The following is a 24,457-nucleotide window of genomic DNA, read 5'->3' as shown; positions in this document are numbered from 1 at the left end:
GAAGCGCAGTCCCGGGACCGGAGGTGCCGATGGATCCCCGACGGTGGTTGCCGAAGGCGGGCTGGCAAATGCTGCTCGCCGCGGAAGGACTGCTGCTGATCGCGCTCGGCCTGCTGGGACTGGCGAACGCCAGTTGGCGCGCCTCGGGTGATGTCCCGGTGCTCGTCGTCTTCCAACTCAACACCGCGCACAGCCTGCTGCTGCTCAGCTTCGGCGTGGTCGCGGTGCTCGTCGCCCCGTGGCGCCGCGCAGCGGTGTTGTGCGCGACGGTGCAGATGGTCGGCGGGGTGCTGCTGTTCGTCTACGGAACCGCGGAAAGCACGCTGGACAAGGGAAGAACGCCATTCCTGCTCGGACCGGCGGAGAACTTCCTGCACGCGGGACTAGCGGTGCTGGGCTTCATGATCCTCTGTGGACTGGAGTCGATGCCCCGGCCAACCCGCCCGCGCAGAGTCGTCCCCCGGCACTAGGACCTGTCTGGACTGCGCGTCCCCACGGCTTCGGAGGAGATCGAGCACGGGCGCTTGGACCAATGAGCGCATCGCGGTGTTCGAACGCGGCCCGGCGGGCGGAGGGGAAGGTGAGGTCGTTGCGGCCCGGTCGTGCAGCAGCTTCCTTCGATTCCGCGACCGGGATGCTCCGGGCACTATCGCTTCCTCGCGGGTCGGGACACCCCCTCGATCGGCCAGGCGCCGAGAGCGCTGGAACCGGTGCTCGGTCTGTGCTGTCCGGGGTCAACCGATTGAGGTGGGAATTTCCCCCGCCCGCCAGGCGTTGATCCACTCCCGCAACCACAATTTTCGCCGCTTCGCGACGGCGTGACGGATAGGGTTTCGCACATGGTGGGTTCACTGCTGGGGACCGAAGTCCAACGGGTCGAGGACCCGGAACTGCTCCGCGGCCGGGGCACCTACGTCGGCAATCTGAACATCGACGGTGCGCTCCACCTCGGATTCGTCCGCTCGCCGGTGGCGCACGCCCAGATCACCGGTATCGACGTCACGGCAGCCGCTGGTGCGCCGGGCATCGTCGGTGCTTTCGCCGCGGCTGACCTCGACGTCCCGATCCCGCCGCCGTTCGTCGAGCTCAACCCGAACTGCGCGCGTCCGCCGCTGGCCACCGATCGGGTGCGCTTCGTCGGTGAGCCAGTGGCGGTGATCGTGGGCGAGAGCGCCGCAGCGGTGGCCGACGCGATCGAACTGGTCGACGTCGACTACGAGCCGCTGCCCGCCGTCGCCGACCCGGAGCAGGCGCTGGACCCGGACGCCGAACAGCAGTTCCCGGAACTCGGGTCGAACGTCGCCGGCGGGTTCCGCGATCCGGCCGGTGCCGATGTGCTCGCCGACGCCGAAGTGGTGGTGCGGGCCCGCATCGAGAACCAGCGCGTCGCGGTGGTGCCGCTGGAGGGCAACGCCATCGCGGTGGAGCCCGGTGGCCCGGACCAGGACTACGACGTCACGGTGCACGTGTCCACCCAGATGCCGCACGGGTTGCGGAACGGGCTGGCCAAGACGTTCGGCTGGGAACCGGAGCGGGTGCGGGCGATCTCCCCGCACGTCGGCGGCGGTTTCGGCGGCAAGGCCGGAGTGATCTCCGAACACGCCGTCGCCGTCGCGATCGCTTTGCGCCTGGGCCGTCCGGTTCGATGGGTGGAATCGCGCTCGGAGAACATGCAGGGCATGCCGCACGGTCGCGGCCAGGTGCAGTTCGCGGAACTGGGTCTGCGCCGCGACGGCACCATCACCGGGCTGCGCTGCCGCGTGATCGGTGACGGCGGTGCCTACGCCGGTTTCGGCGGTGCCCTCGCGCTGAGCTCGACGCGGATGATGGCGCAGGGCGTCTACGACATCCCGAAGATCAGCTACGACGGCGTGGCGGTGCTGACCAACACGACCCCGGTCGGCGCGTTCCGCGGTGCTGGACGGCCGGAGGCCGCCGCGATGCTGGAGCGGATGGTCGACCTGGCCGCCGCGGAACTGGAGATGGACCCGGTTGCGCTGCGGCGCAAGAACTTCCTCGTCCCGGAGTCGTTCCCGCACAAGACGTTGCTCGGCGCCACCTACGACAGCGGTGACTACGCGCTGCCGTTCAACGAGGCGCTGCGCCTGGCCGACTACGAGGCGCTGCGCGCTGAGCAGGCCCGGCGCATCGAAGCGGGGGAGAAGGTGCTGCTCGGCATCGGGACGAGCGCCTACGTGGAGATCACTGGCGGTGGAGCGGGGGAGTACGCCGAGGTCGAGGTGCACGAGCACGGTGCCCGGATCAAGGTCGGGACCTCCGCGCACGGTCAGGGGCACGCGACTTCATTCGCGATGATCGTGTCCGACACCCTGGGCATCCCGCTGGAATCCATCGAGTTCGTCCAGTCCGACACTGCCGCAGTGCCGCGCGGTGGCGGTACCGGCGGGTCGCGGTCGCTGCAGATCGCCGGAAGCGCGGTGCAGGAGGCCGGTGGAGAGGTGCTGCGCAAGGCCAAGGAACTGGCCGCGGCCCGGCTCGAGGCTTCCGTCGACGACATCGACCTGACCGATGGTGGGGAGCTGGGTGTGGCTGGCGTGCCCAGCGCGACCATCGCCTGGGCGGAGCTGGCCCGCGCTGCGGCCGAGGACGGCGACCGGTTGGCGGCGAACATCGACTTCGCGCCCGGCGGTGCGACGTTCCCGTTCGGCGCGCACGTCTCGGTGGTCGAGGTGGACGTGGAGACCGGGTTCGTCCGTCCGCTGCGGCACATCGCGGTGGACGACTGCGGCCGGATCATCAACCCGATGCTGGTGCGCGGACAGCAGCACGGCGGCGCGGCGCAGGGCATCGCCCAGGCGCTGTGGGAGCAGGTGACTTTCGACGCGGAGGGCAACCCGGAGACCGGCACCCTCGCCGACTACACCATCCCGTCGGCGGCGGACCTGCCCTCGTTCGAGGTGGCCAACACCGAGACCCCGAGCCCGCTGAACCCGTTGGGAGCAAAGGGAATCGGCGAATCGGCGACGGTCGGTTCGACGCCGGCGGTGCAGAACGCGGTGGTGGACGCGGTCAAGCACCTCGGAGTCCGCCACATCGACATGCCGACGACCCCGGAGCGGGTCTGGCAGGCGATCAAGGACGGAGCCTCGGCGACGTACTGGCAGGAACCCCCGGCGGCCTTCGCGACCCTCCCGGTGCGGGACGACAGCACCCCGGAAGACGCCGAAGAAGCAGTCGTCTGACCAACAACGCAACGAGGCACCTCCGGGGGGTTCCGGAGGTGCCTCGCGTTTTGGTGGCCGCGTTGGTTCCAAATTTCCCTAAAGTTGGGAAATCCCCCGAACCGACGATTGGCCCCGACGCTGCTGCTCGATCCTCGCTGACCCAAATTTAGGGGAAATTTGGGAGCGCCACCCGACGTTGGGGCCCGGTGCGGTCAGGTGTCCTTGCGGCGGGCGCGGAAGGCGCGCATCTTGTGGCGGGCTCCGCAGATGTCCATGCTGCACCAGATGCTGTTGTTGCCGGGGGAGCGGTCGTAGTAGAGCCAGCGGCAGTCCTCGGCCTGGCAGACCTTGAGACGTCCGGGCTTCCCGCTCAGGTCCGCCACCGCTAGCGCGACCACGAGGTCGCCGATCATCCGCTCCGCCGCATAGATGGATAGTCGGCAACGGAGGTGCGTGATGGGTTGGGAGCTGTCGGAGCGGTTCGAGTCGGCGCGCGGGACGGTTCGCTGGGCGAGCTTCGGGCAGGGGGATCCGGTGGTGCTGATGCACGGCACGCCGTTCTCCTCCTACGTCTGGCGGGATATCGCCGCGGCGTTGAGCGACCGGTACCAGGTGTTCGTCTAGGACATGCCGGGCTACGGGCAGTCGGAGAAGCGTGATGGTCAGGACGTCTCACTGGCCGCTCAGCAGGAGGTGTTCGCTGAACTGCTGCGGCACTGGGGACTACAGGAACCGGCTGTGGTCGCTCACGACTTCGGTGGCGCGGTGGCGCTGCGGACGGCGCTGCTCAGCGGAGTCCGCTACCAGCGGTTGATGCTGGTCGACGCGGTGAGCGTTCGGCCGTGGGGATCGAAGTTCTTCCGGCTGGTGCACGACAACTCCGAGGTCTTCGCCGCGCTGCCCCCGGCTGCTGCACGGAGCCCTGGTCCGCCGCTACCTCACTACCGCAGCCCACCGGGAACTGCGGACCGATGTGCTGGACGAGCTGGTCGCGCCATGGCTCGGAGAGGCGGGGCAACCGGCCTTCTACCGTCAGATCAGCCAGGCCGACGAGCGCTACACCCGCGAGGTCGAGGACCGGTACGCGGAACTCGACTGCCCGGTGCTCATCGCATGGGGCGACCAGGACCAGTGGCTGCCGGCCGACCGGGCGAAGCAGCTGGCCGAGCGCATGCCGCACGCCGACCTGACCTGGATCGACCAGGGCGGCCACCTGGTCCAGGAGGGCGATCCGGCACGGCTGACCGCATTGGTCGCCGAGTTCCTGGCCCGGTGAACGGGCCGGTTAGCGCAGTGCGATGAGCCCGGCATCGGTTGGTTGGAAACCGCAGGCGTCGAAGTAGAAGCCTCGCAGGTGCGGTTCGAAGTCGACGTGCAACCAGGTGCATCCGGCGCGCGTGGCGCCGTCGGCGGCGCGGCGCACCAATTCGGTCCCGATACCGCCGCGCTGGTGCTCCGGGTTGACTTTCGGGTCGAGCAGGAAGGCGTGGTCGGACCCGTCCCACGCGACGTTGACGAAGCCGATCAGAGTCCCGTCCGGGAGTCGACCGGTCACCCAGCCCAAGCTGTGCGCCCGAATCCGGTTCCACCAACTGGATTCCGGGTTCCCACCGTGCGACAGTGTCAGATCGACTAGTTCGGCATCGGACACCTCGCCTCGCCAGCGGAAGTCGACGTCCCCGAGTCCGTCGGCATCACGCGAAGGCTGGCGCCAATGCGCGTGGAGCTTGTTCAGGCGGCTCCGATGCCGCTCTGCCCAGTCCTGCGGCAGGTCCGCTGACTCGGCATCGGACATGGGAACTCCTCGGGTGGAACGGCTGCGCCGCCCATCATGCGCGCTGAAGCTCGCTGGAGCGAACGATTTTCGGATGACGGTGGATGTGCGAGGTCCGATGGTGGTGGCTTTGGCGGGCGGGCGGGCGGGCTTTCTTAGGATTGGCGGCTTTCTTGCAGTACGAAACTGGTTGAATTCGGAGAGCGATCAACGCCAGGGGTTTCCCCGTTCTCGGGGCTCGGTCGGTTGCTGTGATCGGCTGGTTCAGTCACTGGAAGCAAGGGGGCGGGATTCTCAAAATATGGGATCGACGAGAGTGGCGCTGCGTGCGCGGCTCGTGATGGACCGGCCATTTCTTCCTAGTGGATCGGCGTCAGCAGGCTGTTCTCTGTTGCTTGCGAAGCGTGCGCGTCAGGTGAGGGTGTCCACCATTCGGGAGCCCCGTCTCGGCAAGTGGTCATTCGCGGATTACAGTGCAGTGGTCCGATCATGTTGACGAGGAGGTTGTGGCGCCATGGCTGTCGGCCACGTCCCAGCACCAGAGGTGCGGGGATCCGGAGCATCGGGGGATCCCACCCCGCGGAACTCGACGCGACAGGTGGTCCTCGCCAGCCTCGTAGGCACATCGATCGAGTTCTACGACTTCTACGTCTACGCGACCGCAGCAGTGCTGGTGTTCCCGCACCTGTTCTTCCCGGCGGGCAACGCCACTGCCGCGACCCTGCAGTCACTGGCCACCTTCGCGATTGCCTTCGTGGCCCGGCCGGTCGGCTCCGCGCTCTTCGGCCACTTCGGCGACCGCATCGGCCGCAAGTCGACGCTGGTGGCCTCGTTGCTGACCATGGGCATCTCCACCGTGGTGATCGGCCTGCTGCCCGGCTACGAGCAGATCGGCATCGTCGCGCCGCTGCTGCTGGCGCTGTGCCGGTTCGGGCAGGGGCTGGGCCTCGGTGGTGAGTGGGGCGGCGCCGCGTTGCTGGCCACCGAGAACGCCCCTGCGCACAAGCGCGCCTTCTTCGGCACCTTCCCGCAGCTCGGCGCGCCGATCGGGTTCTTCTTCGCCAATGGCCTGTTCCTGCTGCTGTCCGAGGTGATGGACGACCAGACGTTCCTGGCTTGGGGTTGGCGAGTGCCGTTCCTGGTCTCGGCGGTGCTGGTGATCGTCGGCTTGTGGGTGCGGTTGAGCATGCACGAGACCCCAGTGTTCTCGAAGGTCGTGGAGCGCAACGAGCGGGCCAAGGTGCCCTTCGCGCAGGTCTTCCGCAGCGACTTCAAGGCGCTGGTGCTGGGCACCTTCATCATGCTGGCCACCTACGTGCTGTTCTACCTGATGACGGTGTTCTCGCTGTCCTACGGCACGGCCGAGACCGGACTGGGCTACGAGCGCTCGCCGTTCCTGATCATGCTGATGATCGGTGTGGTGTTCTTCGGACTGACGGTGCCGGTGGCGGGCCTGCTGGCCGACCGCTACGGGCGGCGCCCCACGCTGATCGTCACCACCATCGCGATCATCGTGTTCGGCCTGGTGCTGGGCCCGTGGTTCGGCGCGGGCTCCACGGTCGCGACCCTGTCGTTCCTGATCGTCGGTCTCGGCCTGATGGGCATGACGTTCGGCCCGATGGGCGCGGTGCTGCCGGAGCTGTTCCCCACCGCGGTGCGCTACACGGGCGCTTCGGTGTCCTACAACCTGGCCAGCCTGCTGGGCGCCTCGGCCGCGCCCTACATCGCGACCTGGCTGGCCAGCTCCTACGGCCTGGGCTGGGTCGGCGTCTACCTGGCAGCGATGGGCGCGATCACGCTGATCGCGCTGCTGCTCACCAAGGAGACAAAGGAAAGCTCAATCGAGGGCTGAGCCAACCCGCGCGATCATCTCCGCCAACAACGGCAGGGAGGTCGCGTGGTTGAAGCGAACAAAGCCCCGCCCGGCCACCGAGCCAGGCGGGGCGAAGTTCGTTCCGGGGCTGACCATGACGCGAGCCTTCCGGTGTAGCACTTCGGCAGGGTTCGAGCCCACCCCGCGGAGCTCCAACCAGGCCAGGAAACCAGCCTGGCTTCGGTGCCACCGCACTTGCTCGTGCCGCTCGACCCACGCTTGCAGTGCGTCGCGGGTCCGGTCCAGGTAGCTGCGCACCGCGGACAGCCACCCCCATCGTCGCGCCACAGCGCGGTCGCCACCGCGATCCCGGGCACCGAGGCGCGCATCATCTCGTAGACATCGAGTCCAGAGCCTGCTTCGTGGAGTCCTGGCACACCAGCACGGCAGACTTCAACCCCGGGACGTTCCACGCCTTGGACACGCTGGTCACCGTGACGCAGTGAGTGCTCGCTCCGTCGTTCGCGGCGTACGGGACGAAAGCCTGGCCACCGGCCGCTAGTGGTGCGTGGACCTCGTCACTGATCACGACCGCGCCGTGCCGGTCGGCGAGCTCGGAGACGGACCGCAGCTCGTCCGACGACCACACCCAGCCGGTCGGGTTGTGCGGGTGGCAGAGCAGGACGGCCTTGGCCCCGGTGGCCAGTGCATCGGCCACCGCGTCGAAGTCGATCCGCCACCCCTCCGAGGTGTCCAGCAGCGGGAATTCCCGGAACAGCCGCCCCAGATGGGCGAGCATGACCAGGAACGGGGGGTAGGCGGGCGTGAGCACGACGACTCCGTCACCGGGCTCGGTCAGGCAGCGCACCGCGTGGTCGAGTCCCTGCATCACGTCGGCGACTGGTGCGGTCAGCGCGGGGTTGACTGACCAGTGCTGCTCTCGGGCGGCCCACTCGCTGAACGCCGCCAAATAGCTGTCGATCAAGGGGTAGCCAAAGTCCGACCGGGCCGCCAACCTCGCCAGCACCGACTGCGCCGCCTCGCACAGCGGGTAGTCCATTTCGGCGACCCAACCGGAAGCACGTCCGGCTCGGCCAGCGACCACTTTTGCGAGCTGCGTCGTCGCAGGTCCTCTGCGCGCAGGGCATCGAACTCGGCGTGTAGCTCCGCATACGTCGTATCCCGGGATACTCAGCCTTTTCGGGCTTGCTGGCGAGCGCCAATCGGCTGCCGTTGGCCATCGTTTCCGGAACCGCGCTCGGTGAGTCCGAGCGCAGTCCAGACAACGTTGAGCAAAGGCCCGCAGCGGAAGTTGGCCACTGTCGCCGTTAGCTAAGCCGGCAACCGGTACCTCCGGGCTCTCAGCGATCGCCTGGTGAAGGGCAACCCGCGTCCTAGTGGACGTCAGAGGATTCGAAGGCTGACACACGCTGAGGTCCTGTTATCCGGATCGTCACGTGGGACGTGCTCGGAGGCCGGTTCTCAGGGCAGTCGTCCGGTTTCGCGGAGCAGGTCCAGAAGGCGGTCGACGAATGCTGTCTGCGCCGGGTTGAGCTTCTCGTGGGCGGTGTTCGGGTCGCACCAGAGGGCGCGGTCGACTTCTGGGAAGGACTGGCGGCGGCCTGAGCGTGGTGGCCAATCCATTTCGAACTCGTTGCTGTGCAACGACGTCTCGTCGAAATCGCCCTCGGCCGCCCAGGCTGTGACGAGCTTGCCGTTTCGCTGCTTGACCTCTCCGAGCGGGAGCAGGTCGTGGCTGGTCAGTGCGGTTCCGGTCTCTTCGGCGAACTCTCGGATCGCGGCTGCTTGCGCGTCCTCGTCGGGTTCGTACTCGCCTTTGGGGACCGACCAGGCGCCTGCGTCCTTGTTCTTCCAGAACGGTCCGCCCGGGTGGACCAGCAGGACCTGCGGGGCACCGTCGGTGAGTCGGAACAGCAGGATGCCGGCGCTTCGCTTGCTCATCTCGCCAGTGTCGCGCACTCGAGGCCTGGCGGAATCGGCGGAACCCGTCGATGCTGGCAGCGTGGAACGGGTCGTCCTGCACGTGGATCTTGATCAGTTCATCGTGGCCGTCGAGTTGTTGCGCCATCCCGAGCTGCGGGGACGGCCGGTGCTCGTCGGTGGCAGCGGCGATCCGACGCAGCGCGGAGTGGTGGCAGGGGCCTCCTACGAGGCCCGCGAGTTCGGGGTTCGCTCCGGGACTCCGCTGCGGACAGCGGCAGCCCGCTGCCCTGAAGCAGTGTTCCTGGCTGCCGATCGCGAAACCTACCTCGCCGCTTCGGCTGACGTGATGAACGCGCTGCGCGACCTCGGCGGCATCCTGGAAGTGGCCGGGTGGGACGAGGCGTTCATGCTCGTCGACACCGAGGATGCAGAGCAGACCGCGCGCGTCGTGCAGCAGCAGGTGCGGGAGCGCACCGCGCTGGCGTGCTCGGTGGGCATCGGGGACAACAAGCTGCGCGCGAAGATCGCCTCCGGTTTCGCCAAGCCGGCCGGGGTGTTCCGGCTGGAGATGGTGAACTGGGTCGAGGTCATGGCTGAGCTGCCCACGGACGCGCTGTGGGGCGTCGGTGCGAAGACTGCGAAGAAGCTCGCCGCCCGTGGTATCGCGACCGTTGGCGACCTGGCCCGCACGAAGATGGACGATCTGGCGGGGGAGTTCGGTCCCAACGTCGGCCCGTGGCTGGTGGCGCACGCGCACGGTTACGACTCCACGCCCGTCACCGACGAGCCTTACGAAGCCCGTTCGCACGGTCGGGAGGTGACCTTCCAGCGGGACCTCCGCGACGTGGAGGAGATGCGTGCGGAGGTCCAGCGCTTGTCGCACGTGGTGGCCGACGACCTAGCCGTGGAGGACAAGCTGGCCCGTCGGATCGTGGTCAAGGTGCGCGATTCCAGCTTCGCCACGCACACCCACGGCGTGTCGTTGTCGAGCCCGACGCGGGATGCCGATGCGCTGGAACGTGCTGCCCGGTCCGCGCTGGACCGCTTCCCACTGGACCGGCCGGTCCGGCTGTTGGGCGTCCGCGCCGAGCTGCCTCGGGTCAAGGACTAGCTGTCTGCTTCCGGGAACGCGAACCCGGCTGCGATGGTCAGTAGGAGCCCCGTGCAGTGCTCGACCACCTCTGGCTCCTCGAGCCGCAGCGTGCCGTCGAGCCAGGCCGTGAGCGTCTGCGCGAGCCCGCCCACGATGAAGTGCGTGGTCAGCTCCAGGTCCGGACTCTCGGTGATGTCGTAGAAGTCCTTCGCCTGACCGCCCAGCAGCGCGGCGAACAGTCGGGAGGAGTCCAACCGTCGTTGGGCGAGCAGTGGACTGCTCAGGCTGACCGAGAACAGCAGCCGACCGCGTCGCGGGTCCCGCGCGATGGTCCGCACGATGTTCTCCACCCCGGCGCGGGCCTTGGCGCGTTCGTCCGGTCCTGCGATGGTCACCGCCTCGAGCGTAGTGCTCGCCAGGCCATCCACCACGTGGTCGTACACCGCTGCGGCCAGCGCATCGCGGTCGGCGAAGCTCTCGTAGAAGTAGCGCGTCGCCAACCCCGCCTGCTGACACGCACCGCGCACCGTCAGGGCAGGACCCCCGCCGGGGGCACCGAGCAGGTCCAGTCCGGCCTCGAGCAGTTGCGCGCGGCGTTCTGCCCTGCGGTGATCGCCCCGCACCCCGCCGTAGACCCGCAGTGGAGACGTGCTCATGGGCACATCTTGACAGATCGACGAGGCCGCTGGTCTCCTAACTGGAAACGGCCGTGTGCAGATTGGCCTCGTGGCGGAGGGTGACGACGGTGACGGCTTCGGCGGACACGACCACTCAGGTCCGGGACGCGGTGTTCGGGGCCGGACTCCTCGCAGGCAACGCGAACGTGATCATGCAGTTGGCCAGGCCCGGGGTGGGCTACGGCGTGGTCGAGAGCCGGGTGGAGAGCGGTCAGCTCTTCCGGCATCCGATCAAGCGGACCCGCACCACCCTGGCCTACATCGCCGTCGCGACGATGGGCACCGAGCGCGAGCGGGAGCTGTTCCGTCGCGGCGTCAACCGCGCTCATGCTCAGGTGCGCTCGACCGACTCCAGCCCGGTCAGCTACAACGCGTTCGACCCGGATCTTCAGTTGTGGGTCGCAGCATGCTTGTACAAGGGGTTCGAAGACCTCCACCTCCTCTTCTTCGGTGAGCCCGATGCGGCAACCGCCGAGGCGTTCTACCGCGACGGCGCTGTGCTGGGCACGACGCTGCAGGTGCCACCTGATGCGTGGCCTCGCGATCTGGCCGCGTTCGAGCGGTACTGGACCGAGTCGCTGGAGCGGATCTCCATCGACGACACGGTTCGGGAGTACCTCCTGGACGTGACGATGCTGGCCTGGCTGCCACGTCCGCTGTCGATGCTGTTCGGCCGCTTCAACAAGTTCGTCACGACCGGGTTCCTGCCCGCACCGTTCCGGGCAGAGATGCGCCTGCCCTGGACCGCCCGGGACCAGCGCCGCTTCGACCGGTTGATGGCCGCGATCGCTGTGATCGTTCGGCACCTGCCACCGGTGCTGCGGCACTTCCCGTTCAACCTGATCCTCTGGGATCTCCGCCGCCGGATCCGAGCCGGCCGTCGGTTGGTCTGACCGTCGACGTCCAGGTCTGAACTGGCCACTGTGGACGTTCTGGGGCGTTGTTCGTTGGTCGCATTTTCTCACCTGTCTGGGGGTGTACTGCGCCTGGAAAACGTGAAAGATTTTCCGATAACTTTGATGATCAGGGCGCATGGGCTGGTGAACAGACGTGGCAGCGATCGACAGGCGCGGCTTCCTCCGGGTTGCGGGCATCGTCGGAACCGTTCTCGGCAGCGGGATGCTGAGCTCGACACCGTCGTTCGCGCGAGGCGCGAGCCCACAGCTGGTGCACAGCGCCGGCACCACGCTGCAGGCCGCAGCCCAGCCGGAAGCGGGCGATGGGTATCGGCGGCTCACGGCCGGTCCGGGGTGGCCGCAGGTGGTCCGCACCGACCTGGTGGTGGCCCGGGCAGACCGCGTTGACCGCAGGGTTCCGGTGGCCGCGTTCACGCAGTTCACAGACCTGCACGTGGTGGACGCGCAGAGCCCGGCCCGCTTCGAGTACGTCCACCCGCTTTCGGCTGGGGCTTTCCGTCCGCAGGAGACGCTCACCGCGCTCGGCGCAGCGCACCTCGTGCGGCGGGTGAACTCGCTGCCCGGGGCACCGGTGACCGGACGCCCGATCGACTTCATGATCACCACCGGTGACAGCACCGACAACCACGAACTCGCCGAACTCGACTGGTACTTCGGTGTGCTCAACGGTGGTCGGGTCACGCCGAACACGGGCGACCTGACTGCTTACGAAGGCGTGCAGGACTCCGGTGACCCGCTGTACTGGCACCCCGACGGGGAAGTCTCGGACCGGTTCCGCGAAGCCGGTTTCCCGGTGCTGACCGGACTGCTCGACGACGCCATCCGGTCCTTCGACAGCCCGGGGCTGCGCATGCCCTGGTATGCCGTGTTCGGCAACCACGACAACACCGTAGTCGGGACGGTGCCGGACCAGCTGATCCCAGGACTGGTCGACTGGTACACCGGATCGCGCAAGATCATCGGCCGGGACGAGCGCGAAACCCGCGAGATCGCCGCTCTCATGGAAGGGCACAGCCAGCAGCGCACGGCCGATGTCATGGACACCCGCACCGGACTGGTGCGCACTGTCACCCCGGACGAACGGCGTCGGCCGTTCAACACCGAGGAGTTCATCCAGGCACACCTCGACCCGGCCAACACCGGACCCGGCCCGGTCGGCCACGGGTTTAGCGCGGACGACGAGTCGTACTACACCTTTCCGATCGCGCCCGGCGTGACCGGGATCAGCCTGGACAGCACCAACACCGCTGGCTTCGCCGAGGGTTCGCTCGGACTCGCGCAGTTCCGCTGGCTGGAGAAGGTGCTTACCGCCGGCAGCTCGATCTACTACGACGAACTCGGCCGGAAGCAGCAGCGGTCGGCCACCGACGAGCTGTTCGTGCTGTTCAGCCACCACACCAGCAGCACGATGACTGCGCTGCTGCCGGATTTCCGCCGACCCGGCGAAATCCGCATGAGCGGTGCCTCGGTCGTGCGGCTGCTCAAGCGCTTCCCGAACGTGCTGGCGTGGGTCAACGGGCACACCCACCGAAACACGATCACCCCGCACCACGCCGACGACCCGGCCTGCGGCTTCTGGGAGATCAACACCGCGTCCCATGTGGACTTCCCGCAGCTGGCCCGGATCATCGAAGTGGTGGACAACGCGGACGGCACGCTGTCGCTGTTCACCACGCTGATCGAAGCCGACAGCCCCTACCAGGCCGACTACGACGACCGATCCCCGGCGGCGCTGGCCTCCCTGTACCGGGAGCTGTCCTTCAATAACCCGAACACCGATCTCGCTCAGCTCGGTGAACTCGGTGACCGCAACACGGAGCTGCTGGTCCCCGGACGCATGCCAACGCGGTAGTAGCGGCTGTTCCGGCGAGCAGAGCTCGACGAACTCGCCCACCCTGGAGCTGTCGTCCTGCGCAGTGCTGGGAGGGCCGGGATGGGCGAAGTCGGACATGTGGTGGTCGGGGTGGACGGATCCGCCGTGGCGCTCAACGCCGCACGCTGGGCAGCGCGCGAGGCGGCTCGACGACGATCCGGGTTGCGGATCGTTTACGCCGACCCCACCGCCGCGCCCCTGCTGCCGGAGTTCCCAGGTCTGCGCTGGCCGGAGGAGCAGCGCGAACAGGTGCGCGACCAGGTCGCGCACCGGCTGAACGTCGCCGCGGGTGCTGCGCGGGAGCAGACGCCGGAGGTCGAGGTGAGCACGGCGGCCTGCGCGGGCTCGCCGGAGCAGGTGCTGATCGACGAGTCCCGAACGGCAGGACTGGTCGTCGTGGGAGACCGCGGGTTCGGCGGGTTCACCGGACTGCTCGCCGGAGCGGTCGCGGTGAAGGTCGCCGCGCACGCGCAGTCCTCGGTCGCGGTCGTGCCGGACACCGGCGATCCGCTCACCTTCCCGGTCGCCGGTCCCGTGCTCGCCGGAGTCGACGATGCGCGGTCCGCTGAGCCGGTGCTGGCGCACGCTTTCGCCGCAGCTGCGGACTGGGGTGTCCCGCTGCACGTGGTGCACACCTGGGAAGTGATCGGCGTCGACCTGAAGTGGCTGCGTTCCCGGCTGCCCTCGGACGTGGTCGGAGACAACGCCGAGAGCTTCGTCGAAGAGATTCTCGCTGGTTGGGACGAGCGGTACCCGGGCGTGGAGGTGCTCAGGTTCGTCAGGCGCGGCGCACCGACCGCCGAGCTGCTCTCGCGGGCGCAGGAGGCGCAGCTCGTGGTGGTGGGTGCACGCGGCCGAGGTGGAGTTGCAGGGGCGCACCTGGGTTCCACGAGTCACAAGTTGTTGCACCACTCGCCGTGTCCGGTGCTGATCGTTCGCAACTCCGCGCTGGCCTCGTCCGCATGATGTGGCGGTGAGGGGGAGCGCTACCGCTGCGCCGTGGTTCACCATGCTCCATCGGTACTTCGACAACATGACTGAGGTCCTTTCGTTTTGCAGGTGCTGAGGTGACCTTCTGATCGTCAATGATATTGCGGTGAAGTACAATCCAGTCACACCACAATGGATTTCTGTTTCGGATCAGTGGTTTTCGAGATTTGACACTGTGTCCTGGAGGGTCGCCGTGATCGGCTGACGCGTTCCAGTGTGCCATCTGTCGAACGTGGATTCGAGCAAATATTGGTCGCCCGATGGGGTGATCAACTTTGAAGGAAGTTCGCTTTTCCTTTGTTTAGACTGGATTTTGGTCATCTGCGGCGCGGGGTGATGTGCGCGTCACTGGGGATGTGTGGAAGCGGCCGGGGGGCTTCCTGCCGTGCGGTGGGATCTGGCGGCAAGCTTGATGGCACCGCGCCGTGATGTCATCGAGCGATTCGTGTTCGGTCAGCCGCGTTCTTCGGCCGATTCCGAAATCCGGTGCGCTGACCGAAGACTCGTGCTCGGCGGTTCCGTGCGAGGCGTTGAGTTGTGGAGCGCTTGGTGCGAAACGGCGGTGCGAGGTTCGCCGCGGCTGACCCCTTGACTGTGATCACCTGACTTCCCATGCTCAGGAAGCCATAAGTCCTTCTGTGCCCATTCGACGAGGAGTGGATATGAAGACCAAGGCCGCCTTGCTGCACAGCCCCGGCAAGGACTGGGAGATCGACGAGATCGAACTGGGAGATCCCGTTGCCGGAGAGGTGCAGGTGCGGTTGGCGGCCTCAGGGCTGTGCCACTCCGACGAGCATCTGCGCACCGGCGCCAACCCGGTGGAGTTCTACCCCGTCGTGGGTGGGCACGAGGGCGCTGGCGTGGTGACGAAGGTGGGAGCGGAGGTCACCGGGTTCAAGGAAGGCGACCACGTCGTGCTCGCGTTCATCCCGGGGTGCGGTACTTGCCGTTCCTGCGCGCGCGGCATGCAGAACCTCTGCGATGCGGGTATGGGCCTGCTGTCCGGCCGGGCGATCTCCGATGGGACCTATCGGACGACTTACCGGGGCAACCCGGTCATTCCGATGTGCCTGCTGGGGACCTTCTCGCCGTACGTGACTGTCAACCAGGCGTCGGTGATCAAGATCGAGGACGACATCCCACTGGACAAGGCCGCGCTGCTGGGTTGCGGGGTGTCCACCGGGTGGGGGTCGGCGACCGAGATCGGCGACACGCGTGCCGGTGACACCGTGGTCGTGGTGGGCATCGGCGGCGTCGGCATCAACTCGGTGCAGGGCGCTGCGGCGGCGGGTGCGCGGTACGTGGTGGCGGTCGATCCGGTGGAGTTCAAGCGGGAGAAGGCATTGGAGCTGGGCGCTACCCATGCCTTCTCGTCGATGGAGGAAGCTGCCGGCCCGGTCTCGGAGATGACCTGGGGGCAGAACGCCAACACGGTGATCATCACGATCGGCGAGACGAACGGCGATCACCTGCAGCCGGCGATGTCGATGACGGCCAAGGGCGGCCAGGTGGTCGTCACCGGCATGGGGCACTTCGAGCAGACCGACGCCAAGCTCAGTCTGTTCGAACTGACCCTGCTGCAGAAGCGGATTCAGGGCGCGATCTTCGGCGGGGTCAGCCCGCGCACCCAGATCCCGCGGCTGCTGGAGCTCTACCGGCACGGCACGTTGAAGCTGGACGAGCTGGTCACCACCACCTACCGGCTCGAAGACATCAACACCGGCTACCAGGACATGCGCGACGGCAAGAACCTGCACGGCGTCGTGATCTACGACGAATCCGACTACTGATCGGACGGGGCTGGGTGTCGCGTAGTGGCACCCAGCCCCGCTAGCTGGTCGTTCCTGATCCAGCGGAACCGGCGAATCCGGCGGCGAGTTCGTGCATCGCGGCGTCCAGCAGATCGGTGAGCTCGGTGTCGGGTTCGTCGAGCCATCGCTCGTAGGCTGCGAGCGCCACCCCCAGCGTCGCGTGCGCGATCGTTTGGGGAGCGAGGCCATTGGCGGGCTGTCCGGTCTGCGAGCCGACGAACTCGGCGATGACCTGCCGCCAGGCTTGGAAGCGCAAGGTCGAGTGCGCCTGCAGCGCGGGGATGCCGAGGATCAGGCGCATCCGGCGTCGGTGCGCCGGGACCTGCTCCGGTGGTACCCGGTTGAACTCGACCAGGCAGTGCCGGATCTTGTCCATCAGCGGCGTTCCGGCGGGGGAGGCGTGCAGGTCCGCGCGCAGTCGCGCCAGCTCGGCGTCGAAATCGCCCCACGGGACGTCGTTCTTCGACGGGAAGTAGTGGAAGAAAGTCCGGCGCGCGATGCCCGCGGCGCGCGCGATGTCGGTGACCGTGGTGCTCTCGAACCCCTGCTCGTCGAACAGGTCGAAGGCCACCTGCTCCAGTTCGGCGGCGCTGGTCACCCGCTGCCGTCCACCGGCTCGCGCGGTTGCTCCAACAGTGTTGCGTCCCAAGAGTTCCTGCTCCACGTCTTTCAAAATGCACCGGGTGCAAATACGGTGTCGGCGGTGGATCGGTCAACGTCGACAGGAGCATCCCATGGCTGAGGAACAGGTCGAAGCGGGAACCACCGAGCCGGTCGTCGAAGAGGAGTTGCTCGTCGAGGAGGTCTCGATCGACGGGATGTGCGGGGTCTACTGATGACCATCGCAGCGGAGTTCGACACGAGCCTGGGCTACCGGTTGAATCCGCAGGTCGCGCTGCGCCCCGAACCGTTCGGGGCGCTCGCGTACCACTTCGGCAACCGGAAGTTGTCGTTCTTGAAGGTTCCCGAGCTGGTGGATCTGGTGCGCGGGCTGGGCGAGCACACCAGCGTCGAGGACGCGCTGCTGGCCGTGCCGCAGCAGCGGCGGCCGCAGTTCCGGCAGGCCCTGGCCTCGCTGGCCGCCTCGGACATGATCCGGCCCCGTTGACGGAGTGGAGACGACGTGACTGCGGTGGAACCGGTGCCCTCCCTGGTCGAGCAGTTCAAAGGTGGTTTGGACGCCCCGATCTGCCTGACCTGGGAGTGGACCTACGCCTGCAACTTGGCCTGCGAGCACTGCCTTTCGTCCTCGGGCCGGCGCGATCCGCGGGAGCTGAGCACCGCGGAGATGAAGTCGGTGATCGATGAGCTGCAGCGGATGCAGGTGTTCTACGTCAACGTCGGCGGTGGTGAGCCGACGGTGCGGCCGGACTTCTGGGAGCTGCTGGACTACGCCGTTGAGCACCAGGTGGGGGTGAAGTTCTCCACCAACGGCCTGCGGATCGACCGCGAGCGGGCGGAGCGGCTCGCCGCCACCGACTACGTGGACGTGCAGATCTCGCTGGACGGCGCTACGCGGGAGGTCAACGACGAGGTCCGCGGACCCGGCTCGTTCGACATGGCGATGCGGGCGTTGCGGAACCTGTCGGACGCCGGGATGCGGGACTTCAAGATCTCGGTGGTGATGACCAGGCAGAACGTTTCGCAGCTGGACGACTTCCTGGCCATCGCCGACGAGTTCGGCGCGCAGCTGCGGATCACCCGGTTGCGGCCGTCGGGGCGCGGCGCGGACGTGTGGGACGAGCTGCACCCGACCGATGCGCAGCAGCACGAGATCTACTCCTGGCTGATCGAGCACGGTGATCGCGTGCTCACCGGCGATTCGTTCTTCCACCTCAACGCGCTGGGGTCCACTCCGCTGCCGGGGCTGAACCTGTGCGGTGCGGGCCGGGTGGTGTGCTTGATCGACCCGGTGGGTGACGTCTACGCCTGCCCGTTCGCGATCCACGACGTGTTCAAGGCCGGCAACGTCCGGGACGAGGGCGGGTTCGCGCGGGTGTGGCGCGAATCGGAGCTGTTCACCGAGCTGCGCCAGCCGCAATCCGGTGGAGCTTGCCAGTCCTGCTCGGAGTTCGACGCCTGCCAGGGCGGGTGCATGGCGGCGAAGTTCTTCACTGGCCTCCCGCTGGACGGGCCCGATCCGGAATGCGTCAAGGGGCACGGGGAAACGGCGTTGTCCGTTGTGTACAGAGGTGGCTTGCCGAAGCCGTCGCAGGACCACTCTCGGTCATCCCGGCGCAAGGTGAGCCTGGGGTTGCCCGCAGTCCCGGCCAAGCCCTGCGACTCCAGTCCGTTGGCGGCCGGCACATGAGGCTCACCGAAGGCGTGCGGCTGGGCTCCGCGAATGCTCCGTCCCGAGTGCTGTTCGGGCCGCACGAGACGAACCTGGGGCGTGGCCGGACCATTTCAGACCGCCACGTCGCCTACTACCAGCCGCGCGCTGTCGGTGGGGCCGGCGTGATCGTCACCGAAACCGCTAGCGTGCACGCCTCGGACTGGCCCTACGAGCGGGCACCGCTGGCGGCTGAGTGCGCTCCCGGGTGGGCGGCGGTCGCTGAAGCGTGTCGCCCGCACGGCACGGTCGTCCTCGCCGGGCTCGGTCACTCCGGGGCGCAGGGATCGTCGGCGTTCGGCCAGCAAGCGCTGTGGGGAGCTTCGCGAGTTCCGGACGTGGTCAGCCGCGAGCTGCCAATGGAAGTCGAGCAGGACCAGATCGACGAGCTGGTGGCCGGTTTCGCCGCCGCAGCGGGCTCGGCGGTGCGTGCCGGGTTGCACGGTGTGGAGCTGGAAGCCGGGCAGTTCTCCCTGCTCAGGCAGTTTCTCTCCGGGCTCACCAACCAGCGCTCCGACGGCTACGGCGAGGACCGCAAGCGGTTGTTGCACGAGGTGCTGGCCGCGGTCCGGGACGCGGTTGGCGATGGTGTCATGGGCCTGCGGTTGTCCTGCGACGAACTCGCACCGTGGGCGGGCATCACTCCGGAACAAGCCACCGATATCGCCCAGGCGGTGTCCGACCGGATCGACTACCTCGTGGTGGTGCGCGGATCCGCGATGGCGACCGCGGCTACCCGCCCGGACCTGCACACCGAGCCGGGCTTCAACATCGACCTCTGCCGCCAGATTCGCGAAGTCGTGAGCGGGCCCCAGGTGGTTCTGCAGGGCAGCGTTGTGGATCCGGGGCAGGCGCAGTGGGCTCTGGACGACGGCGTTGCGGACCTCGTCGAGATGACGCGGGCGCAGATCGCCGAGCCGCGGCTGGTCGAGCTGGTCCGATCCGGCCATCCGGGCCAGGTCAGGCCGTGCGTGCTGTGCAACCAGAAGTGCCGGGTTCGGGACAATCGGAATCCGATCGTCTCGTGCATCGGCGAGCCGTTCAGCGGTCACGAGGGGACTGAGGAGATCGGTGCCCCGTCGTCTCCACGCGAGGTGCTCGTCGTCGGAGGCGGCCCGGCCGGCATGGAGGCCGCGCGGGTGCTGGCCCTGGCTGGACACGCGGTGGGAATCGTCGAGCGTGGGGAACTCCTGGGCGGCTCGTTGCTGCTGGCAGCGAAGGTGGGCGGCCGCGAACGGCTGCGGCGGGTCGCGGACTGGCTCGAGGCTGAGGTCCGCCGGCTCGGCGTGCGTGTCACCGTCGGCACCGAAGTCGGCGAAGCGGACCTGATCGGCCGTGATGTGGTGGTCGCGACGGGCTCGGTGCCAGGTCCGCGCGCCTACCAGGACTTCGGCGGTGAGGTCCTCGACGTCACCGAACTGCTGGCGCGCGAAGTACTTCCAGAAGGGCCGGTCGTGGTGTTCGATCCGGTCGGCGACGCGGTGGGCGTCGGGGTCGCTGAGCTGCTCGCAGAGCGGGGGCGGGAGACCGCGATCGTCACCCAGGACCAGGTCGTGGGCACCCAGCTCGCTTTGACCGGAGACCTGGCTGATGCGAATGGACGTCTGCAACGAGCCGGAGTACGCCTGGAGAAGCGTTCCCTGCTGCGCGAGGTCCATCCCGATCACGTGGTGCTGGAGGACGTTTTCACCGCTCAACGCCGTGAAGTGCCCTGCTCGGTGGTTGTCCACTGCGGACACCGCCTGCCGAATCCGGAACCCGCCGGTGAGTTGCGGGCCGGGGACTGCGTGGCGCCCCGCACGATCCACGAAGCGATCCTCGAAGGCCGTCGCGCCGCGCACCGGATCACCGCGCTGGAGGGCGTGCGATGAGCGAACACCGTTACCTGTTCTCGCCGCTGCGGATCGGGCCGCTGACCGTCCGGAACCGGATCGTGTTCTCCGCGCACCTGACGAACTACGCCCAAGACGGAGTGCCGACCGAGCAGCACGCCGCCTACTACGCGGCGCGTGCTGAGGGCGGTGCTGGGCTGATCATCACCGAGGAGCACTCCACCCACCCGACGGACTGGCCCTACGAGAAGCTGATCCACGGATTCCGGCCCGGGGTGGTGTCCGGTTACCGGCGGATCACCGAGGCCGTCCACGCCCATGACGTTCCGATCCTCGCGCAGCTCAACCACAACGGGGGACAGGCTTCCTCGATGTACTCGAGGTTGCCGGTGTGGGCGCCGTCGGCGGTGCCCGACCCGATGTTCCGGGAGGTGCCCAAAGCGATCGACACCGGCGAGATAGCCGAGGTCGTCGCCGGGTACGCCACCGTGGCCGGGCATTGCGCGGAAGGCGGGTTCGACGGCGTCGAGCTGCAGTGCTCGCACTCCTCGATCGTGCGCGGATTCCTGTCACCGGCGACGAACACGCGCACCGATGCCTACGGCGGTCCGCTGGTCAACCGCGCCCGGATCCTGCTGGAGATCATCGACGTCGTCCGGGAAGCGATCGGCCCGGATCGGGCTCTCGGGGTCCGGTTGTGCGGTGACGAGTTGATCGAGGGCGGCACCACCATCGACGAGGCCGTCGAGGTCGCAAAGCTGGTCGAGGCCACCGGCAAGGTCGACTACATCAACACCTCGATCGGCGTGGCCACCTCCACGCTCTACATGATCGAGGCCTCCATGACCGTCCCGCCCGGGTACGCGCTGTTCATCTCGAACGCGATCCGCCGCGTGGTGGACCTGCCGGTCGTGGGCGTCGGCCGGATCAAGGATCCGCTGCAGGCCGAACGCGCTCTGGAAGAGGGGCACTGCGACCTGGTCGGCGTGGTGCGCGGTCAGATCGCGGACCCGGACTTCGCAGGCAAAGCCCGCTCCGGGCACCGCAACGACATCCGGACCTGCTTGTCCTGCAACCAGGAATGCGTCGGCCGGATGGGGCTGAACCGCTGGCTGGGCTGCATCGAGAGCCCGCGCACCGGACGCGAGTCCACCCCGCTGCCGCTGCCGCGACTGCGCAAGCGGGTGCTCGTCGTCGGTGGTGGACCAGCCGGTCTTCAGGCCGCGGCGACCGCAGCCGAGCGCGGCCACCACGTGACCCTGTTCGAGCGCGAATCGTCCACCGGAGGCCAGGTCGCGGTCGCAGCCTCAGTGCCCAGTCGTGCTGAATTCCTCGACATGGTGCGCAACCTCCGAGCGGAGTGCGAGCGCTTCGGCGCGGACATCAAGACCAGCGTGGCAGCCACGGCCGAGATGCTGCGCGGCGAGCGCCCCGACATCGTCGTGCTGGCCACCGGCGCCCGCCCGCAGCCGGTTCACTGGGCCGGGGATGCGGAGCGGGTGGTCGACGTCCGCGACGTGTTGGAGGGCCGCGTCGTGCCCGAAGGTGATGTGCTGGTGGTCGACGAACTCGGCTTCCACCAAGCCGCTTCGGTCGCCGAGCTGCTGGCCGACCGCGGTTGCCGGGTGCAGGTCACGACTCCGGGCATGGTGGTCTGCCAGGACCTCGGCGTGACCCTGGACATGGAGACCTTCAACATCCGCGCACATGCGAAGGGCATCGAGCAGCGCACCGACGAGGTCGTGATGTCCGCGTTCGGCGAAGCCGACGGCGTGGTGCTGCAGATCCTCAAACACACCACGGGGGACATGGCCGAGGCGCGCTTCGACTGGGTTGTTTGCGCAGCTCACCAGGCGCCCGAGGATGAACTGTGGCATGAACTGAAGGACTCGGCGTTCGAGGTTCACCGCGTCGGGGACTGCGTCAGCCCGCGGCGCGCGCATGCCGCTGTGGTCGAAGGACATCGATTGGCGGTGGGCTTGTGACCGAGCTGCCCGAGATGCTGGCCGTCGTGGTCGTCCGCGACGCGGCGCTGCCCAGCGGAGCTGGCGAAGCCGTTGCCGAGTGCGGGGGAGCGGTCCTGCTGGTCGGGACGGGTACGCGGGCCGCGGCCGGCGAGTTGACCGCGGCCCGGACGGTCTGGACGAGTGAAGTGCCGAGAGTTGCGCCCGGTGCGATGGCTGCGGCCCTCGCTCCGGTTCTGGACAGCGTTCCGATCGTGTTACTCCCCGCGTCCCCAGACGGACGCGATCTCGCAGCAAGGCTCGCTTTCCAAATGGATCGCCAGTTGTTCGCGGGTGCCACCAGCTGCACCTCGGTGCAAGTCGAATTGTCCAGAGTGGACGATCGACTGGCGGTGGAGGTACAGCTCAACAGCCCGGTCGTGGTGACGCTCCAGCCAGGCGCGCGGGGAGTACCCGAACCGATGCCGAGCTCGGAACCTGTCGAGCTGCCCTTGGAATTCCCTGACGACATCCTCGACGCCGAGACGGTCCAAGTCCTTGCGCCCGACCCGGAAACCGTGGAACTCACCGAAGCCGACCGGATCCTGGGGGCAGGCGCCGGACTGGTGCGACCGGGAGAGGACGGCACGGCCGCGATGCGGACGCTCACCGAAGTCGCCGCTGCGCTCGGCGCCTCCGCTGGCGCGACCAGAGTCATCACCGACGCAGGATGGGCCGGGCACGACCGCCAGATCGGCACCACCGGGGTCGTCGTCGACCCGGACCTCTACGTCGCGTTCGGCATCTCCGGTGCCTCCCAGCACGTCGGCGGACTCGGCCGCCCCGAGCACGTGATCAGCGTGAACACCGATCCGTCCTGCCCGATGACGGCGATGGCCGACGTCGGCATCATCGCCGACGCGCCGGAGGTCCTGGACGAACTCGCCCGCCGACTGAACGGAGCCGCCGATGAGCGTTGAGCGGGTGGACGCGGTGGTGGTCGGCGCTGGACCGGCCGGTTCGGCCGCCGCGCTGGCACTGGCCCGCGCCGGGCGGAGCGTCATCCTGCTGGAACGCGGACCCTTCCCCGGTGCGAAGAACGTCTACGGCGGGGTGGTCTACGGCCGCGTGCTCGACGAGGTCCTGCCGAACTGGTGGGAAGAAGTGCCGGTGCAGCGCTGGGTCACCCGGCGAAGCACGATGGTGCTGACCGACACCCAGGCGCTGACCGTCGACTTCCGCACGCAGGACTGGGCGAGCGCACCGCACAACGGAATGACGACCTACCGCGCCGACTTCGACTCCTGGCTGGCCGGCAAGGCGGTCGCCGCGGGAGCGCAGCTGGTGACCTCCACAGTGGCCACCGAGCTGCTGCGCGAAGGTGGGCGCGTGGTCGGGGTGCGCACGGATCGCCCGGACGGCGACATCCGCGCCGACGTGGTCATCGCCTGTGACGGCGTCAACTCCTTCCTCGCCAAACAAGCCGGGTTGCTCCCCGAAACCGACGTCGAGCACCACACCTTGGGCGTCAAGGAAACCCTCGCACTGCCACGCCGGACCATCGACGAGCGATTCGGGCTGCGCGGCGACGACGGCGCCGACCTCGAAGTCCTCGGTTGCACCGGAGGCATCCCGGGCGGTGGATTCCTCTACACCAACCGGGACACGATCAGCATCGGCGTAGTGCTGTCGCTGACCGGCCTGGCCGAGGCGGGCAGCCGCCCCGAAGACGTGCTCACCGACTTCAAAGCCCACCCCGCAATCGCGCCCTACCTGCGCGGCGCCGAGCTCAAGGAGTACTCGGCGCACATGATCCCCGAAGGCGGCTACCGCAGCATGCCGCCGCTGAGCACCGACGGAATGCTCGTCGCCGGCGACGCCGCCGCGATGTGCCTGGCGGCCGGAATCTGGCTGGAAGGCGTCAACTTCGCCATCGGATCCGGACTGGCGGCAGGCCGCGCGGCAGCCGAAGCCATCGCCACCGGCAGCCGAGATCTGTCCGGCTACCGCGAGCGGCTGCGCAACAACTTCGTCCTGACCGACCACAAGAACTTGCAGCGCGCCCCGCACCTAGTGCTCTCCGAGCGGGTCCAGCGGCAGTATCCGAAGCTGCTCTGCGACCTGGCCCAAGAGGTCTTCACGGTCCGCAACCCGGAACCGAAACCGGGGTTGCGCAATCTGTTCCGACGCACTGCCGCCCGGCACGGCATCCGCCTGCGCGAACTCGCCGCAGATGCTTGGGCGGGCTTCCGGACCTTCGGCTGAGGAGCGAA

21 protein-coding genes and 2 pseudogenes are annotated in these 24,457 nt (G+C 68.1%); 16 read left to right on the top strand and 7 right to left on the bottom strand.

Annotated features, from left to right (window positions below):
• Nucleotides 1-29: 29 nt before the first annotated feature.
• Both ACWCO2_RS26480 and ACWCO2_RS26475 read left to right on the top strand, forming a co-directional pair.
• Nucleotides 30-470: a DUF4383 domain-containing protein gene (locus tag ACWCO2_RS26480; RefSeq protein WP_450130474.1), complete on the top strand. Its 441-nt coding sequence runs from the start codon at nt 30-32 to the stop codon at nt 468-470.
• A gap of 369 nt (nt 471-839) precedes the next feature.
• Nucleotides 840-3,203 carry a xanthine dehydrogenase family protein molybdopterin-binding subunit gene (locus ACWCO2_RS26475; protein ID WP_450130473.1) on the top strand — a complete coding sequence of 788 codons (2,364 nt, stop codon included), beginning with the start codon at nt 840-842 and terminating at the stop codon, nt 3,201-3,203.
• A 194-nt stretch (nt 3,204-3,397) separates the two neighbouring features.
• Here ACWCO2_RS26475 and ACWCO2_RS26470 read toward each other — a convergent pair.
• A pseudogene (locus ACWCO2_RS26470) lies at nt 3,398-3,553 on the bottom strand (CGNR zinc finger domain-containing protein); the annotation flags it as partial.
• An 88-nt stretch (nt 3,554-3,641) separates the two neighbouring features.
• On the opposite strand from ACWCO2_RS26470, the pseudogene ACWCO2_RS26465 reads away from it, so the two are divergent.
• A pseudogene (locus ACWCO2_RS26465) lies at nt 3,642-4,461 on the top strand (alpha/beta fold hydrolase).
• A 9-nt stretch (nt 4,462-4,470) separates the two neighbouring features.
• On the opposite strand, the gene ACWCO2_RS26460 reads toward ACWCO2_RS26465, so the two are convergent.
• Nucleotides 4,471-4,980, bottom strand: coding sequence for a GNAT family N-acetyltransferase (locus ACWCO2_RS26460; protein ID WP_450130472.1), 510 nt, complete (start codon nt 4,978-4,980; stop codon nt 4,471-4,473).
• Between the two features lie 493 nt (nt 4,981-5,473).
• On the opposite strand from ACWCO2_RS26460, the gene ACWCO2_RS26455 reads away from it, so the two are divergent.
• A complete protein-coding gene (locus ACWCO2_RS26455; protein WP_450130471.1) occupies nt 5,474-6,811 on the top strand; it encodes an MFS transporter in 1,338 nt (445 codons plus the stop codon).
• On the opposite strand, the gene ACWCO2_RS26450 is transcribed toward ACWCO2_RS26455, so the two are convergent.
• The 3 genes from ACWCO2_RS26450 to ACWCO2_RS26440 form a co-directional block, all read right to left on the bottom strand.
• Entirely contained in the window at nt 6,797-7,120 is a 324-nt protein-coding gene (locus ACWCO2_RS26450; protein ID WP_450130470.1) for a hypothetical protein, read from the bottom strand. The two genes, ACWCO2_RS26455 and ACWCO2_RS26450, sit on opposite strands and share 15 nt — an antisense overlap.
• A gap of 40 nt (nt 7,121-7,160) precedes the next feature.
• A complete protein-coding gene (locus ACWCO2_RS26445; RefSeq protein ID WP_450130469.1) occupies nt 7,161-7,832 on the bottom strand; it encodes an aminotransferase class I/II-fold pyridoxal phosphate-dependent enzyme in 672 nt (223 codons plus the stop codon).
• Between the two features lie 422 nt (nt 7,833-8,254).
• The gene (locus ACWCO2_RS26440; protein WP_450130468.1) at nt 8,255-8,734 is read right to left on the bottom strand and encodes an NUDIX domain-containing protein; all 480 of its coding nucleotides are present in this window, start codon (nt 8,732-8,734) and stop codon (nt 8,255-8,257) included.
• A gap of 61 nt (nt 8,735-8,795) precedes the next feature.
• Between ACWCO2_RS26440 and ACWCO2_RS26435 the strand changes: the two genes are divergently transcribed.
• The gene (locus tag ACWCO2_RS26435; RefSeq protein WP_450130467.1) at nt 8,796-9,827 is read left to right on the top strand and encodes a DNA polymerase IV; all 1,032 of its coding nucleotides are present in this window, start codon (nt 8,796-8,798) and stop codon (nt 9,825-9,827) included.
• Here the strand turns inward: ACWCO2_RS26435 and ACWCO2_RS26430 are convergent.
• Entirely contained in the window at nt 9,824-10,465 is a 642-nt protein-coding gene (locus ACWCO2_RS26430) for a TetR/AcrR family transcriptional regulator (protein ID WP_450130466.1), read from the bottom strand. The genes ACWCO2_RS26435 and ACWCO2_RS26430 overlap by 4 nt on opposite strands.
• Nucleotides 10,466-10,554: 89 nt before the next feature.
• Here ACWCO2_RS26430 and ACWCO2_RS26425 point away from each other — a divergent pair, with 89 nt between their 5' ends.
• The 4 genes from ACWCO2_RS26425 (at nt 10,555) to ACWCO2_RS26410 (ending at nt 16,056) form a co-directional block, all read left to right on the top strand.
• Nucleotides 10,555-11,379: an oxygenase MpaB family protein gene (locus tag ACWCO2_RS26425; RefSeq protein ID WP_450130465.1), complete on the top strand. Its 825-nt coding sequence runs from the start codon at nt 10,555-10,557 to the stop codon at nt 11,377-11,379.
• A 157-nt stretch (nt 11,380-11,536) separates the two neighbouring features.
• A complete protein-coding gene (locus ACWCO2_RS26420; RefSeq protein WP_450130464.1) occupies nt 11,537-13,255 on the top strand; it encodes a TIGR03767 family metallophosphoesterase in 1,719 nt (572 codons plus the stop codon).
• A gap of 81 nt (nt 13,256-13,336) precedes the next feature.
• Entirely contained in the window at nt 13,337-14,242 is a 906-nt protein-coding gene (locus tag ACWCO2_RS26415; RefSeq protein WP_450130463.1) for a universal stress protein, read from the top strand.
• A gap of 686 nt (nt 14,243-14,928) precedes the next feature.
• A complete protein-coding gene (locus ACWCO2_RS26410) occupies nt 14,929-16,056 on the top strand; it encodes an NDMA-dependent alcohol dehydrogenase (protein WP_450130462.1) in 1,128 nt (375 codons plus the stop codon).
• A gap of 40 nt (nt 16,057-16,096) precedes the next feature.
• Here ACWCO2_RS26410 and mftR read toward each other — a convergent pair whose 3' ends face one another.
• A complete protein-coding gene (gene mftR / locus ACWCO2_RS26405) occupies nt 16,097-16,741 on the bottom strand; it encodes a mycofactocin system transcriptional regulator (protein ID WP_450130461.1) in 645 nt (214 codons plus the stop codon).
• Between the two features lie 70 nt (nt 16,742-16,811).
• On the opposite strand from mftR, the gene mftA reads away from it, so the two are divergent.
• The 7 genes from mftA to ACWCO2_RS26370 are packed head-to-tail and all read left to right on the top strand — an operon-like array spanning nt 16,812 to nt 24,449.
• The gene (gene mftA, locus ACWCO2_RS26400) at nt 16,812-16,913 is read left to right on the top strand and encodes a mycofactocin precursor MftA (RefSeq protein WP_093149417.1); all 102 of its coding nucleotides are present in this window, start codon (nt 16,812-16,814) and stop codon (nt 16,911-16,913) included.
• Entirely contained in the window at nt 16,913-17,185 is a 273-nt protein-coding gene (gene mftB / locus ACWCO2_RS26395) for a mycofactocin biosynthesis chaperone MftB (protein WP_450130460.1), read from the top strand. Before mftA ends, mftB begins: the two co-directional genes overlap by 1 nt.
• 15 nt (nt 17,186-17,200) lie before the next feature.
• A complete protein-coding gene (gene mftC / locus ACWCO2_RS26390) occupies nt 17,201-18,388 on the top strand; it encodes a mycofactocin radical SAM maturase (protein ID WP_450130459.1) in 1,188 nt (395 codons plus the stop codon).
• The gene (locus ACWCO2_RS26385) at nt 18,385-20,280 is read left to right on the top strand and encodes a mycofactocin system FadH/OYE family oxidoreductase 1 (RefSeq protein ID WP_450130458.1); all 1,896 of its coding nucleotides are present in this window, start codon (nt 18,385-18,387) and stop codon (nt 20,278-20,280) included. Before mftC ends, ACWCO2_RS26385 begins: the two co-directional genes overlap by 4 nt.
• Entirely contained in the window at nt 20,277-22,226 is a 1,950-nt protein-coding gene (locus ACWCO2_RS26380) for a mycofactocin system FadH/OYE family oxidoreductase 2 (protein ID WP_450130457.1), read from the top strand. The genes ACWCO2_RS26385 and ACWCO2_RS26380 overlap by 4 nt, the downstream gene beginning before the upstream one ends.
• Entirely contained in the window at nt 22,223-23,164 is a 942-nt protein-coding gene (locus ACWCO2_RS26375) for a mycofactocin-associated electron transfer flavoprotein alpha subunit (RefSeq protein ID WP_450130456.1), read from the top strand. Before ACWCO2_RS26380 ends, ACWCO2_RS26375 begins: the two co-directional genes overlap by 4 nt.
• Nucleotides 23,154-24,449 carry an FAD-dependent oxidoreductase gene (locus ACWCO2_RS26370; protein ID WP_450130455.1) on the top strand — a complete coding sequence of 432 codons (1,296 nt, stop codon included), beginning with the start codon at nt 23,154-23,156 and terminating at the stop codon, nt 24,447-24,449. The genes ACWCO2_RS26375 and ACWCO2_RS26370 overlap by 11 nt, the downstream gene beginning before the upstream one ends.
• Nucleotides 24,450-24,457: the final 8 nt, after the last annotated feature.

Source organism: Saccharopolyspora sp. NPDC002376, from assembly GCF_053593195.1.
This window is presented reverse-complemented; position numbering and strand designations above follow the sequence as displayed.

Bases quoted from the DNA above. Each gene is read 5' to 3' on its own strand.
- ACWCO2_RS26440 (WP_450130468.1), bottom strand. From the start codon at position 8,734: ATGAGCAAGCGAAGCGCCGGCATCCTGCTGTTCCGACTCACCGACGGT.
- ACWCO2_RS26430 (WP_450130466.1), bottom strand. From the start codon at position 10,465: ATGAGCACGTCTCCACTGCGGGTCTACGGCGGGGTGCGGGGCGATCAC.
- ACWCO2_RS26415 (WP_450130463.1), top strand. From the start codon at position 13,337: ATGGGCGAAGTCGGACATGTGGTGGTCGGGGTGGACGGATCCGCCGTG.
- ACWCO2_RS26475 (WP_450130473.1), top strand. From the start codon at position 840: ATGGTGGGTTCACTGCTGGGGACCGAAGTCCAACGGGTCGAGGACCCG.
- ACWCO2_RS26385 (WP_450130458.1), top strand. From the start codon at position 18,385: ATGAGGCTCACCGAAGGCGTGCGGCTGGGCTCCGCGAATGCTCCGTCC.
- ACWCO2_RS26410 (WP_450130462.1), top strand. From the start codon at position 14,929: ATGAAGACCAAGGCCGCCTTGCTGCACAGCCCCGGCAAGGACTGGGAG.
- mftA (WP_093149417.1), top strand. From the start codon at position 16,812: ATGGCTGAGGAACAGGTCGAAGCGGGAACCACCGAGCCGGTCGTCGAA.
- ACWCO2_RS26380 (WP_450130457.1), top strand. From the start codon at position 20,277: ATGAGCGAACACCGTTACCTGTTCTCGCCGCTGCGGATCGGGCCGCTG.
- mftB (WP_450130460.1), top strand. From the start codon at position 16,913: ATGACCATCGCAGCGGAGTTCGACACGAGCCTGGGCTACCGGTTGAAT.
- ACWCO2_RS26445 (WP_450130469.1), bottom strand. From the start codon at position 7,832: ATGGACTACCCGCTGTGCGAGGCGGCGCAGTCGGTGCTGGCGAGGTTG.
- ACWCO2_RS26480 (WP_450130474.1), top strand. From the start codon at position 30: ATGGATCCCCGACGGTGGTTGCCGAAGGCGGGCTGGCAAATGCTGCTC.
- ACWCO2_RS26455 (WP_450130471.1), top strand. From the start codon at position 5,474: ATGGCTGTCGGCCACGTCCCAGCACCAGAGGTGCGGGGATCCGGAGCA.
- ACWCO2_RS26460 (WP_450130472.1), bottom strand. From the start codon at position 4,980: ATGTCCGATGCCGAGTCAGCGGACCTGCCGCAGGACTGGGCAGAGCGG.
- ACWCO2_RS26370 (WP_450130455.1), top strand. From the start codon at position 23,154: ATGAGCGTTGAGCGGGTGGACGCGGTGGTGGTCGGCGCTGGACCGGCC.